This is a genomic window from Candidatus Marivariicella framensis, from assembly GCF_982709265.1.
In genome coordinates, this window is the sequence record NZ_CEXPNT010000001.1 from 112,413 (window position 1) to 124,470 (window position 12,058).

Annotated in this window: 15 protein-coding genes and 1 tRNA gene; 7 read left to right on the forward strand and 9 right to left on the reverse strand. The window is 28.8% G+C overall.

The window, feature by feature from the left end:
• Nucleotides 1–100 precede the first annotated feature (100 nt).
• Nucleotides 101–949, forward strand: a complete 849-nt coding sequence (locus tag AC34EU_RS00520; protein WP_489695985.1) for a DMT family transporter — start codon at nucleotides 101–103, stop codon at nucleotides 947–949.
• On the opposite strand, the gene AC34EU_RS00525 is transcribed toward AC34EU_RS00520, so the two are convergent.
• Nucleotides 946–1,458, reverse strand: coding sequence for a hypothetical protein (locus AC34EU_RS00525; RefSeq protein WP_487532968.1), 513 nt, complete (start codon nucleotides 1,456–1,458; stop codon nucleotides 946–948). The two genes, AC34EU_RS00520 and AC34EU_RS00525, sit on opposite strands and share 4 nt — an antisense overlap.
• Before the next feature lie 179 nt (nucleotides 1,459–1,637).
• On the opposite strand from AC34EU_RS00525, the gene AC34EU_RS00530 reads away from it, so the two are divergent.
• The gene (locus AC34EU_RS00530; RefSeq protein WP_489666858.1) at nucleotides 1,638–2,489 is read left to right on the forward strand and encodes a hypothetical protein; all 852 of its coding nucleotides are present in this window, start codon (nucleotides 1,638–1,640) and stop codon (nucleotides 2,487–2,489) included.
• A gap of 110 nt (nucleotides 2,490–2,599) precedes the next feature.
• Here the strand turns inward: AC34EU_RS00530 and AC34EU_RS00535 are convergent.
• Nucleotides 2,600–2,673 (reverse strand) — tRNA-Met (locus AC34EU_RS00535).
• A gap of 113 nt (nucleotides 2,674–2,786) precedes the next feature.
• Here AC34EU_RS00535 and AC34EU_RS00540 point away from each other — a divergent pair.
• Both AC34EU_RS00540 and AC34EU_RS00545 read left to right on the forward strand, forming a co-directional pair.
• Nucleotides 2,787–3,179 (forward strand): START-like domain-containing protein, encoded by a 393-nt coding sequence (locus AC34EU_RS00540; RefSeq protein WP_487532970.1) that lies wholly within the window; start codon nucleotides 2,787–2,789, stop codon nucleotides 3,177–3,179.
• 7 nt (nucleotides 3,180–3,186) lie between these two features.
• Entirely contained in the window at nucleotides 3,187–4,020 is an 834-nt protein-coding gene (locus AC34EU_RS00545) for an aminotransferase class IV (protein ID WP_487532971.1), read from the forward strand.
• On the opposite strand, the gene AC34EU_RS00550 is transcribed toward AC34EU_RS00545, so the two are convergent.
• From AC34EU_RS00550 to AC34EU_RS00570, 5 genes are all read right to left on the reverse strand, one after another.
• Nucleotides 4,017–4,562 (reverse strand): YqgE/AlgH family protein, encoded by a 546-nt coding sequence (locus tag AC34EU_RS00550; RefSeq protein ID WP_487532972.1) that lies wholly within the window; start codon nucleotides 4,560–4,562, stop codon nucleotides 4,017–4,019. The two genes, AC34EU_RS00545 and AC34EU_RS00550, sit on opposite strands and share 4 nt — an antisense overlap.
• An 81-nt stretch (nucleotides 4,563–4,643) precedes the next feature.
• The gene (locus AC34EU_RS00555; RefSeq protein WP_487532973.1) at nucleotides 4,644–4,916 is read right to left on the reverse strand and encodes an HU family DNA-binding protein; all 273 of its coding nucleotides are present in this window, start codon (nucleotides 4,914–4,916) and stop codon (nucleotides 4,644–4,646) included.
• 125 nt (nucleotides 4,917–5,041) lie between these two features.
• Complete coding sequence (gene fmt, locus AC34EU_RS00560; RefSeq protein ID WP_487532974.1) at nucleotides 5,042–5,986, reverse strand: methionyl-tRNA formyltransferase; 945 nt, start codon at nucleotides 5,984–5,986, stop codon at nucleotides 5,042–5,044.
• Nucleotides 5,987–6,026: 40 nt separating this feature from the next.
• Nucleotides 6,027–7,724: a RecQ family ATP-dependent DNA helicase gene (locus AC34EU_RS00565; protein WP_489667040.1), complete on the reverse strand. Its 1,698-nt coding sequence runs from the start codon at nucleotides 7,722–7,724 to the stop codon at nucleotides 6,027–6,029.
• Nucleotides 7,721–8,260, reverse strand: coding sequence for an AAA family ATPase (locus AC34EU_RS00570; protein ID WP_487532976.1), 540 nt, complete (start codon nucleotides 8,258–8,260; stop codon nucleotides 7,721–7,723). Before AC34EU_RS00570 ends, AC34EU_RS00565 begins: the two co-directional genes overlap by 4 nt.
• Nucleotides 8,261–8,315: 55 nt before the next feature.
• Between AC34EU_RS00570 and AC34EU_RS00575 the strand changes: the two genes are divergently transcribed.
• The 3 genes from AC34EU_RS00575 to murA are packed head-to-tail and all read left to right on the forward strand — an operon-like array spanning nucleotide 8,316 to nucleotide 10,624.
• On the forward strand, nucleotides 8,316–8,594 hold the full coding sequence (locus AC34EU_RS00575; RefSeq protein ID WP_487532977.1) for a DUF493 family protein: 279 nt from the start codon (nucleotides 8,316–8,318) through the stop codon (nucleotides 8,592–8,594).
• Between the two features lie 59 nt (nucleotides 8,595–8,653).
• Entirely contained in the window at nucleotides 8,654–9,304 is a 651-nt protein-coding gene (locus tag AC34EU_RS00580) for a DUF4290 domain-containing protein (RefSeq protein ID WP_487532978.1), read from the forward strand.
• Between the two features lie 12 nt (nucleotides 9,305–9,316).
• Complete coding sequence (gene murA / locus AC34EU_RS00585) at nucleotides 9,317–10,624, forward strand: UDP-N-acetylglucosamine 1-carboxyvinyltransferase (protein WP_487532979.1); 1,308 nt, start codon at nucleotides 9,317–9,319, stop codon at nucleotides 10,622–10,624.
• Here the strand turns inward: murA and AC34EU_RS00590 are convergent.
• Together AC34EU_RS00590 and AC34EU_RS00595 are read right to left on the reverse strand one after the other, a co-directional pair.
• The gene (locus AC34EU_RS00590; RefSeq protein ID WP_487532980.1) at nucleotides 10,621–11,313 is read right to left on the reverse strand and encodes an SDR family NAD(P)-dependent oxidoreductase; all 693 of its coding nucleotides are present in this window, start codon (nucleotides 11,311–11,313) and stop codon (nucleotides 10,621–10,623) included. The genes murA and AC34EU_RS00590 overlap by 4 nt on opposite strands.
• Entirely contained in the window at nucleotides 11,310–11,819 is a 510-nt protein-coding gene (locus AC34EU_RS00595; RefSeq protein WP_487532981.1) for an SRPBCC family protein, read from the reverse strand. The genes AC34EU_RS00590 and AC34EU_RS00595 overlap by 4 nt, the downstream gene beginning before the upstream one ends.
• Nucleotides 11,820–12,058: the final 239 nt, after the last annotated feature.

Here is a 12,058-nt window from a genome sequence, read left to right on the forward strand (position 1 = left end):
ATTCTTTTTACAAATTACATTATTAATCATTAAATTTTAAAAACAGAAAAAAAAGTTTTCATAATAATAAAAAGGATAGATATTTGTAAAAATTTTCCGATTGAAAAAATTATACAGTTCCGTTAAATACATGTTAATTAGTGTATTTGCTTTTTCAATTATGAATGCGTTGTTAAAACACCTGACAAACTACGGAACTTTTCAATTGGTTTTTTTTAGATCAATTACTACGTTGGCTATCACTTCAAGTTTACTAATTTATTATAAGATTCCATTTTTTGGTAAAAACAAAATAATTTTAATGAAAAGGGGAGTGGTTGGTGCTTTAGCTATGCTTTGTTTTTTTTTCTCTGTTAGCTATATGTCGGTTGGTTCTGCCGTATCAATAAGGTACATCTCACCAATTTTTGCTGCAATATTAACTGTCTTTTTTTTTAATAAAAAAATATCTAAAATTGAATGGTTTTTTTACCTTATATCATTTATAGGTATTCTTTTTATTAGAGGTTTTAATAATAAAATGAATTTATTTGGTTTTTCCATGGCTTTGCTTGCTGCTTTTTTTTCAGCATTTGTTTACTTAATTATTGAATTAATTGGAAAGAAGGAGCACCCTTTAGTTATAGTTAATTATTTTATGATGACTTCTTTTACATTAAGTTTTATTGGTATTTATTTTTACTGGACTCCAGTAATAAATGAAGATCTATTACTTTTATTTCTTATGGGTGTTGTTGGTTTTTTTGGTCAATATTATATGACAAAAGCTTTTCAAAATGGATTTGCTTACAAGATTGCCCCAATTAAATATGTAGAAGTAGTATTTACTATTTTATTTGGAGTTTTTGTTTTAGAGGAAAGATATACTTTATTAACCCTTTTAGGGATTTTTATGGTTATCAGTGGATTGGTTTTTAATCTCATTTATAAATCTATAAATAAGAATTAGTCACCTGGACATTCGATATATGATATTCCAGGAAAATCTCTTCTTAAAAATCGATTTTTAGCTTTAATGAAATCATTAATTTTTGTATCTCCTCTTGGGATCGAAGGATACATTATATCCGTTCTGTTTTGACTGTGTTCGTATTTGTAAACATCATGTCCAAACTCATGATACATTAGCCATAGTTGTTGTATTTCTGTGTAATCTTCCCAGAAATTAAGTATAACCCCAATTATAACAGCTTCTCTATTGCAATAACCTGCAAATGTTGAATAACCTGCATGATCTGGAGACACCCCTGAAGCAAATTCTTCTGGCGTTTGTATGTCAAATTTTAAATTTACAATTGTATTGATTTCTCCGTAATCCGGACCACCCCTTGAGCATTTAACATCTTCCACGAACAAATTCCAATAACTCATTAGGTCAGAACTATCTACGTTAGTATAATCAACACAGCTAGATATCTGAGCTTCTAATATCTCTTCTTCTTCCGCTAGTATTTCCAAGTTATCCTCAGAACTACATTTTATTAAGAATAAAACGATAATTAAAAAAAAAATTTTGAAATTTGAACTTAACATTCATTGATGATTTAGATGATTGCAAAATTAATATTTATTAAGTTAACATTTAACATTTAATATTAAATTAAAATTAGTTAACTTAGTTGCGTAATACAATTCACATGAAACTAGTTAAATTAATTTTATTCTTTTTTATCAGTATTAGTTTTTTCAGCTATTCCCAAGCTGATCTTGAAAATAAAATTAAAGAAGAATTTAAATTAAATTATGATTTAAGAATCATGGAAGATCCAATTAGTGTTCGTAATCTTTTTTTAAAGAATCAAGATTTGGTTTCCGACTACATCACTTTTGTTACAAATTCCAATAGATCCTGGTATTTTAATTATTTCAACTTAAATTCAATGAGAAGATATGGATGGAATTCATACTTGGAGCTTTATGATAATAGATTTTTAACTTGGAATAAATGGAGAGATGATCTGATTCTTTCTTTTGGTGATTACGAGTGGTTTAAACCTAAATTTAAATATTTTTTTGGATCGGATTACTTTACTGATTTAACTCAATATTCAATTAAATTAGCTAATGAGAATTTATACGTATTAAGGCAACTTGAATTGTTAGGAAGTAATGCTATTGAACTTGCTGATATACCTAGTTCAACGGGCAATAAAAACTCAAAACCTGTAAGAGACGATATTTTAACTGTTCTTGTTAAAAATGGAAAGAAATTTAAAGTTGTTCCTACCCCACGTAGAAGTAATTCTTGGATAACTCGTAATTCTAGAAACGATACAAGATCATATACTAACAATGGAGGTATTAGAGATACTCGTGTTTATAAAGGACCAGATAACTCAAATAACGGATACTCAAGTCAAGGAAATAGTTCAACAAATTCAGCTCCAACTATAACAAGGTCTATAGTTGCTTCAGGAGGAAGTACTAGCTCGAATGCTACAAGTTCAAGTGGAGGATCAACAGTTGTCTCAACTGCAAAAAAACAATAACACTTTATAGCTTTACTAGAGATTGATTTTAACTTATAATCAATTGCTTTTTATGTTCAAGAACTAATGTTAATTTAGCTGTACACCTACTTTTAAAATAGTTTAATTTGTAGCGAGAGGGGGGCACGATCCCCCGACCTCCGGGTTATGAATCCGACGCTCTAACCAGCTGAGCTACCTCGCCATTGGGGGGCAAATATAGTTAAAGCTTTATTTAAACACAATGATTAGTAAATTTTAAGTTATTAAAGGATAAACAATTTCTTTTTTTATATATTGATCAAAATTTTTAATAATATGAGTAAGAAAATTCCATTCATCCTAGAAATTGATTTTCAAGCTTCTCCACAACTCCTTTTTCAATATTTGTCAACACCATCCGGTTTGTCAGAGTGGTTTGCTGATGATGTTAATTCAAGAGGTGAGGACTTTACTTTCTTCTGGGATGACGGAGAAGAAAAAGCAAAATTAATTCAAAAGAAAAATAACGAAAGAGTTAGGTTTCAATGGTTAAATGATGATGAAGATGCAGATCAGATTTATTTTGAATTTAAAATTCAAGTTGATGAAATTACAAAAGATGTTTCTTTAATTATTTCAGATTTTTCAGATGAAGATGAACTTGAAGAATCTAAAATGCTGTGGGAGAACCTAGTAGCTTCATTAAAACAAGTTTTAGGCTCTAGTTAAAGTATAGATGATTAACATTAACGGAGCGATTTACTCTAATTACAATACTATTCCTTCAAGTTTTATTAAATCATTTCTTGTAAATCCTGTTTTTGATTTTAAACTAAGATGGGAAGGCAATAAAATTCTGTTTTGGGAAGAACATTATTTCATGATGATGGCTCAATTAAGGCGATTAAGATTGGTAATACCAATGGATTTCACACTTGACTTTTTTATTAAAGAAATTAAAAAACTTATTAATATTGAAAATGAAAAATATTTAATAATTCATTTAAAATTTGCAAATGAATTTAAGCCAAATTTTAATAATTTTCAGCCCAATTTAATTACAGCAATCTTTACTTCGAAATCTAAATCATTAATTCATGATGATTTTTCATCCATAAATGAAATGTCATTATTCAAAGATTATAATTTAACTGACCAGGAATTTGGTTCTATTTCTTATCTACAGAAAGACATAAAGAGGATTGCTTCTATTGAATCATTTGAAAATAATTGTGATGATAATATTATTTTAAATAATAAAAAAAATGTGATTGGATCAGTATTGGGTAATGTCTTTTTACTTCACGAAGGGAGAATTATATGTCCGCCATCTAGTATTGGGAGAGAATCAATTGTATTGTCTGATTTATTTATTGAATACTTGAAAAATAACAATATTAGTTTTTCTTATGAGTCTTTTGGTGTTTTTGAACTTCAGGTGTCTGATGAGCTATCAGTTTTGTCAATTGATAACGGAATAAGTCCAGTGTGTAAATACAGAAAAAAAACTTATCAGACCAAACGTTTGCCTGAGGTTTTCAAATCATTTATTAAAACAAGCTTAGGTTAATTATGATTTGGATTTTCAGGGCTATTTGACCATATAAGATATTCTCCCCCTATTGAGTTTAAGTAATTTTTCCAAATACCTTCAGTTTCATTTGATAAAACTAAGTCTTGGTCTATGTTTTTAAATATCTCCCAGTTTTTATCTTTCATTTCATTTTTTAACTGGTTTGGATTCCAACCAGAATAACCTAAGAAGAACTTGATATCCTCTTTAGATATTTTATCATCATTTATTAATTTGACGATTTCATCAAAATCTCCTCCCCAATTTAGGTTTTTACATATAGATATACTTCCTGACACTTTGACTTTAGAATTGTATATGAAAAATAAACTATCGGTTTCAACAGGTCCTCCATAGTATAAAGGAAATGGTTTTTTTAATTGATTAGCAACTTCATTTAAAGAGTAGTCTAATTTTTTATTAATCACAAATCCCATAAGAGTCTCATTAGTATTATCAACTAGAACTACTACCGTCCTATGAAAAGATAAATCTCCAACGATGCTAGGTGCAGCAACCAAAATGTACCCTTTTTTCATTTTAATTCACTTAGATCTTAAAATTAGTCATAAAAAAAGGCTCCATTTTATTGGAGCCTTTTTTTAAAACTAGTTTGCTTTTTAATTTACAGATCCAGATAGTTCTGCTCCTGCTTTAAATTTTACTACATTTTTTGCAGCAATTTTAATCGTTGCACCTGTTTGAGGGTTACGACCATCTCGGGCAGCACGTCTTGTTACTGACCATGATCCAAATCCTACCAATGAAACTCGATTTCCACCCTTAAGGGCTCCGCTTACATTTCCTAGGAAAGATTCTAATGCTTTTTTAGCAGCAGCTTTAGAGACCCCTGCATCAGAAGCCATCGCATCTATTAATTGTGTTTTGTTCATAATAATTTAAGATTAAATGTTTTATACTATACAAATTATAACCTTTAACTAGAATGCAAAAGAAAAGTATAGGAAAAAGCTCCATTTTGTTAATAAGTGCAAGTTATTGTTGATAATAGCAGTGCTTATGAGACTAAAACACCAGTATTAAAGGTAAAACCATTTAATAATTGAATGCTTGATAGCCTCTTTTTATTTGAAAGCTGAAGGTTTTTAATAATAAGAAACCCTTCTTTATGAGAAATTTTTATTTGTTTATTAGTAACGACAAGTTCATTATTGTTGTAATTATGCGGTGTGTATTCACAATCACTTTCAAAAATTTTAAAAGTATTAACATTCTCTTGATCTATCATTTTAGTCCAAGCACCTGGGTAACTATTTAAACCGTTAACGAATGAAACAATTTGACTTAAAGAATCACTCCAATTAATTTTTGTATTTTCTTTTGTAAGTTTTGGAGCAACCTTTAGAAGCTTGTCATTGTTTTGTTTGTAGGGAGATGACTTATCATTAAATATATTTTGAATTGTATTAATAACCAGCGGTTTCCCAATTTTCAATAAATTATTATGAAGTGAATCAAAAGTTTCATTATTATTAATTATATACTCACTTTTCGATAAAACTTTACCTGTGTCAATTTTCTCATCAATTAAAAATGTTGTGACACCAGTAATTTTTTCTTGATTAATTATAACCCAATTTATAGGCGCAGCTCCTCTATAATTAGGCAGTAATGATGCATGAAGATTAAAAGTTCCTTTTTTTGGAATGCTCCAAACGATTTTCGGAATCATCCGGAATGCAACGACTACAAATAAATCAGAATTATATAGTTTGAGTTCTGAAATAAATGATTCTTCTTTAAGGTTTTCGGGCTGATACAGCTTTATATTATTTTTAATGCAATAATTTTTAACTGGAGAAAAATTAATTTTCCTGCCTCTTCCTGATTTTCGATCTGGAGAAGTAACTACCGCATCAATTATATATTTTTTTTGATGTATTTCATCTAATACACCAACAGCAAAATCTGGAGTTCCAAAAAAAATAATTTGGGGTTTCATTCTTTTAAAATTTATACTATGAAATTAAATCTATTTTTAATTATTTACAGCAAAAAGAACTACAATTCATACAGTTATTAGCTTTATTTTCTCCAAAATATTTAAGTAGCTGTCGTGTTTTACAATTTTTATCATCATAAATAAGTTTTATAATTTTTTTAAATTTTATTTTTTTAATACTGTTTATTTCTTCTAGTTGTTTAATTAAGGGGTTTATGCTATAATTATCCTCTCTAGGTTTTAACCAGTGTAATTGAATATCAGAACTTGTTATATCTAAATCTAATAAATTTATTTTATTATAAAACTTAAGATATTCATAGATTTCTTTTCGACTTAGGTTGGTGAATTGAATTAGCTTTTCTATTGATATTTCAATTTTTTTATCCATTATGCTTGGGTAAAACCTTATAAGTGATTCTATGACTTTAGATTGTGGGTTTGAAAGCTTAATGCTATCCTTAATAGTGTTAATACTGGCTTGAACATGAATTTTTATTTTATTATTTCTTGTATAATTTAAAACTATTAATCCGTTATTTTCTAAAAATCGAAAAATGCTATGAGTTGTTCGCTTGTTCAGCTCATATTTTCTACAAAAAAAAATAAAATCAAAATCAAAACAATTGCCTTGTCCCTCACCAAAAGGAATTTGGAGGTGATTACATAGTTTTTTATATGTTTCAATTAAATTAGTTTTGTTTGGAAGACTATTTAAATTTTGGTTAATAAATGAACTTTTATCTTCAGGTGTAACTAATGAGATAGCTTTTGACTTTTCTCCATCTCGCCCTGCTCTTCCTGACTCTTGGTAATAATTCTCAATACTTCTGGGTATGTCATAATGTATAACTTTTCTAACATTTGATTTGTCTATGCCCATACCAAAAGCTGTGGTTGCAACAATTATTTTAATATCTTCAGAATGCCATTTTAATAATTTTTCTTTTTTCTCTTCTATAGGAATTCCTCCATGAAAATAGTCTACTGAAAAACCTTTGTGAGATAGTTTTTTTGAAACATATTCAGTAGATCTTCTTGTGTCACAATATATGATTGAGCTCTCGTTGTTAATTACCTTTAATAAACCATTAATTTTATTATCTACATGACTTACTTCGTAAAATATATTTTTTCTCTCATAAGAAGATTCGATTTTATTAATATTAATCAACTCTAAATTTTCAATTATATCATTTTTGACTCTGAGGTTTGCAGAACCAGTATATGCTGTGACTACTGCATTTGGAAAAAGCTTTATTAGGTCTTTAATGTTTCTATATGAAGGTCTAAATTCATGACCCCATTCAGAGATGCAATGAGCTTCATCTATTGCTATATGATTAACTTTCGCTCTACTTATTTTATTTAAAAATTCAGAATTTATTAATCTTTCCGGTGAGCAGTAAACAAGATTGTAATTTCCATAAATACAATTATCTAATTGTTGATCCATTGTTAAATTTTTTGAATCAGATTTAAAATAAAAAGAAGAAATACCTAATTTATTTAAAGCTCTAACTTGATCTTCCATTAGCGCAATCAAAGGTGAAATAACTATTGTAGTTCCACCAATTATTAAAGATGGAAGCTGATAACATAATGACTTTCCTCCACCAGTAGGGAGAGTGACTAGAGCATTGTCCCCAGATATAATTGAATTAATTATTGCTTCTTGCTGATCTTTAAACTTCTTATATCCCCAATATTCTAGCAATACATCTTTAATTTTCTTCATAAACAGGAACTAAGTAAATAATCAACTCTATTTTTAATGCTAGTTTTTGAAACATCATTTAATTTATAATTATAATGATAATATGTAGATCTAATGGACTTATCAATTGCTCTTGAAATCTTAAAACTTTCTAACCTTTCATCATCATTTAAAAATATATCACTCCAAAGAGGTAAAATAAAAACTTTTTGATATTTAAAAACATCATATTCATTTGGAAGAACAAATGATTTATTTATAAACTTTTGATAAGCAAAAGTGTCGAAGATGCTGCGATCAAAAAAAATCAAATTATCCTTTGATTTTTTATTTTTTTTTGATTCGTTAAATTGGTTTATTCTCCCTTCAAGAATTTTTTCACTAAACAAATTGGGTTTTTCTAAAAAAAAATCTTTTATACCATTATTATGCCCCCAGTTAATTAAAGTCCTTGAAAATTCATCGAAACAAGTGTAGCCTTTAGCTTTTAAAAGATTTATAATTGACGTCTTGCCTGTTCCTGGTGCACCTGTAACAACAATTTTACTTAAATTCAAAGGATTATTTTTAAACTATATTTACACAAAGTTAAACTACTCAATACATCAATTTATGAGTGATGAAGAATTTTATCCACGATTTTTAAAAAATTTAAAAATCTCTCAAAAATGGCCAGGAAATTATATGTTTAAGTTTATTGTAAAGCAGAAAGAAAATAATATAGAAGACGTTAAAGATCTCTTTAAAGGCATGAAACCTACTTTTTTAACAAAAAAATCATCCAAAAATAATTTTATAAGCCTTAGTGTTAGTTTAGAAATGCAAAATCCTGAATCTGTAATTAAAGTATATAAAAAAGTTTCTAAATTTAAAGGTGTCATTGCTCTCTAGTAAATCAATGAATTTTTATTAATTTGCACACTTAATCTTACCAAATAAATTTTTCAAATATGGAAGTGTTAAAGTACAACACGCAACGCAAGCCTCTAATTATTCCCGAATATGGTCGTCACATTCACTTAATGATTGATCAAATTCATGAAATAGAAAGTCGTGAAGAGCGAAATAAGATGGCTAAATCAATTATAGGAGTAATGGGAAATTTAAATCCTCACCTTCGTGATGTTCCAGATTTTCAGCACAAACTTTGGGATCAATTATTTATAATGTCTGATTTTAAATTAGATGTTGATTCCCCATTTGAAAAACCACAAGAAGAAGTTCTTAAGGCTAGACCAGAAAGAATTACTTATCCAGTTAGTATTCAGAAATATAGGTTTTATGGTAATAATATAAGTCAGATGATAAAAGTTGCCAGAAGTTGGGAAGAAGGAGAAATGAAAGATGCATTAGTTTTTACAATTGCTAATCATATGAAAAAATGTTTTCTCAATTGGAATAAAGATACTGTTGAGGACGCTTTAATCTTCGGTCACTTAAAAGAATTATCAGATAGTGAATTAAAAGTTAAAGAAGAGTTGCTACCATTAACCGAATCTTCAGAATTTTTAAAAGCAAGATCTAAGAATGGTAATGGTCCTAAATCAAATAACTCTATAATTAAAAAAAATAATTATAGAAATAAAAGAACTCGATATTAAGTACTGAACATAATGGGAAGTTTTAAAATAGAAGGAGGAAACAAATTATCTGGTTTTATTGTACCTCAGGGAGCCAAAAATGAAGCGCTTCAAGTTTTGTGTGCACTATTATTAACTAAAGAGAAAGTAGTTATAAGTAATCTTCCTGATATAATTGATGTTAATAAATTAATATCTCTTTTAAAAAACCTTGGAGTTTCAATTAACAAATTAAACAACGGTAAATATGAATTTCAAGCTTCTAATATTGATATTAGTTACTTGGAGTCTGATCAATTTAAAATTGACGGGAAAGGCTTAAGAGGATCAATTATGCTTGTGGGACCTTTGTTGGGTCGATTTGGAGTTGGAAGTATTCCCAGGCCAGGTGGAGATAAGATTGGAAGGAGAAGACTTGATACTCATTTTGAAGGATTTATTAAGTTAGGCGCTAAATTTAATTATAACAAAGAAAATTATTTTTATACTGTATCAGCTAAGAAACTTAGAGGAGCTGAAATGCTATTAGATGAACCTTCAGTGACTGGAACAGCAAATATATTAATGGCTTCGGTCTTAGCTGATGGCAAGACAGTTATATACAATGCTGCATGTGAGCCTTACCTTCAGCAATTGTGCAAAATGCTAGTAAGTATGGGTGCTAATATCTCGGGTATTGGTTCTAATCGACTCACAATTCATGGTGTAGACAAGTTAAATGGAGTCTCTCATACTTTACTCCCTGATATGATAGAAATTGGAAGTTGGATTGGTCTTGCCGCTATGACTAAAAGCGAATTGACTATAAAAAATGTCAATTGGGATTACTTAGGACAAATTCCAGTAGTATTCAAAAAATTAGGAATTCAATTAGAGAAAGTAAATGATGATATTTATATTCCCGCTCACAAAAAAGGATATGAGATTCAAAGTTATATTGATGGATCTATATTAACTGTCTCAGATGGACCTTGGCCAGGATTTACTCCAGATTTATTAAGTATAATTTTAGTCGTTGCTACCCAGGCAAGGGGAAGTTTGTTAATTCATCAAAAAATGTTTGAAAGTAGATTGTTTTTTGTAGATAAACTTATCGATATGGGAGCAAAAATAATATTATGTGATCCTCATCGCGCAACTGTTATTGGTCATGATTTCAAGTCTCATCTAAAATCAACTGTAATGACATCACCTGATATTAGAGCAGGAATTTCTCTTTTAATTGCAGCACTTTCCGCCAAAGGTACAAGTACAATTCATAATATCGAACAAATTGATCGTGGATATGAAAATATTGACTCAAGGTTAAAGGCTATTGGAGCTAAAATAACTCGAATTTAAACTTTAAGAGTTCCAATTCCTCCATCGACACTGATTATTTGACCTGTAATCCATGAAGAGTTTTTTAGTAAAAATATTGCAGTATTAGCCAATTCCTTTGGTGAGCCAATTTTTTTAAGAGGATGTCTATCTATAGCTCTTTCCATTTTGGCTTCATTATTTAAAAACTTATCAGCTAAAGGCGTATTTGTTATAGATGGTGCTATAGCATTAACTGATATTTTTGGAGCTAGCTCCGCAGCTAAAGATCTAGTTAACCCCTCTAATGCTCCTTTTGAAGCAGCAATAGATGAATGAAAAGGCATTCCAGTTTGAACTGCTACGCTACTGAACAAAACAATACTAGAGTGCTCTGATTGATTTAAATTTTTCAAAACTGCTTGTATATTTCTAATTGCTCCCATAACATTAATGTTGAAATCTGAAATGAAAGTTTCAGGCTTAAGGCCTCTAAAGGGTCTTAGATTTATAGTGCCTGGGCAATATACAAGACCATCTAATGATTCAGGAAGTATTGAAGAGTCTATAGTTTCTTCAGTTATATCAATTTTGATGAATTGATGTTTAAAGTTACTTAAAGATTCATTTGTTCTGTTAGCAACATAAACATTATGTTCCTCATGTAATTGTTTTACAATCTCTAACCCAATTCCTGAGCTACCTCCAACAATAAGTATATTTTTTTTCATATAATATTTTTTAATAATTCGTTTCTAGTATAAGAGTCTGTTTTTCCAAATTCACCAAAAATTTCAATTAATTTATTAAACCTATAATCAAATATTTCATCAAGTTTTGGTTTTACTATTATAGGATGAAATAATTGACCTAAAAGGCCAAAAGGCAACTTATAATCAATGACATCTTCCATTTCCACACCACCTTCAATTTCTTTTATGAAATGCTTGTGATGCCATAATGAATAAGGGCCAAACCTTTGTTCATCAACAAAATATACTCCATGTTTGACATGAGTTATTTCAGTAATCCATTTTGTTGGTATTCCTAGGATAGGAGTGACTATGTATTGTATGATTTGACCTGCAAATATTTTTTTTTCTGACCCACCAAGGATTTTGAAGCCCATATAATCTGGGGTTATGATTTTTAGATTTTTTGGATCTGACAGAAATTCCCATGCTTTATCAATAGATATAGGTAGCTTTTGAGACGTAGTTTTTGTGTAAACTTTCATGAAAAATTTTAACAAATATACTAGATGTCGTTATCAATTTTCAATAATTTTTCTATTTTTAAAATTAAGATTAAAGAGTTTATTATTGATATAGTACGGTTATTATGTATTAGTATAGAGTTTTCTATAGTCAAAAAAAGCATTGATATTTTTTGGTAGATAATAAAGCGTAATGATTACCAATCAAATTAATTAAATATGAAAGCCAAACAACAAAACTGAAACTATAATTAGCTGTC

Excerpts from the sequence above, each read along its gene's own strand:
- AC34EU_RS00590 (WP_487532980.1), bottom strand. The coding sequence starts at position 11,313 with ATGAAAAAAAATATACTTATTGTTGGAGGTAGCTCAGGAATTGGGTTA.
- AC34EU_RS00540 (WP_487532970.1), top strand. The coding sequence starts at position 2,787 with ATGAGTAAGAAAATTCCATTCATCCTAGAAATTGATTTTCAAGCTTCT.
- AC34EU_RS00575 (WP_487532977.1), top strand. The coding sequence starts at position 8,316 with ATGAGTGATGAAGAATTTTATCCACGATTTTTAAAAAATTTAAAAATC.
- fmt (WP_487532974.1), bottom strand. The coding sequence starts at position 5,986 with ATGAAACCCCAAATTATTTTTTTTGGAACTCCAGATTTTGCTGTTGGT.
- AC34EU_RS00530 (WP_489666858.1), top strand. The coding sequence starts at position 1,638 with ATGAAACTAGTTAAATTAATTTTATTCTTTTTTATCAGTATTAGTTTT.
- AC34EU_RS00580 (WP_487532978.1), top strand. The coding sequence starts at position 8,654 with ATGGAAGTGTTAAAGTACAACACGCAACGCAAGCCTCTAATTATTCCC.
- AC34EU_RS00555 (WP_487532973.1), bottom strand. The coding sequence starts at position 4,916 with ATGAACAAAACACAATTAATAGATGCGATGGCTTCTGATGCAGGGGTC.
- murA (WP_487532979.1), top strand. The coding sequence starts at position 9,317 with ATGGGAAGTTTTAAAATAGAAGGAGGAAACAAATTATCTGGTTTTATT.
- AC34EU_RS00545 (WP_487532971.1), top strand. The coding sequence starts at position 3,187 with ATGATTAACATTAACGGAGCGATTTACTCTAATTACAATACTATTCCT.
- AC34EU_RS00550 (WP_487532972.1), bottom strand. The coding sequence starts at position 4,562 with ATGAAAAAAGGGTACATTTTGGTTGCTGCACCTAGCATCGTTGGAGAT.
- AC34EU_RS00565 (WP_489667040.1), bottom strand. The coding sequence starts at position 7,724 with ATGAAGAAAATTAAAGATGTATTGCTAGAATATTGGGGATATAAGAAG.
- AC34EU_RS00595 (WP_487532981.1), bottom strand. The coding sequence starts at position 11,819 with ATGAAAGTTTACACAAAAACTACGTCTCAAAAGCTACCTATATCTATT.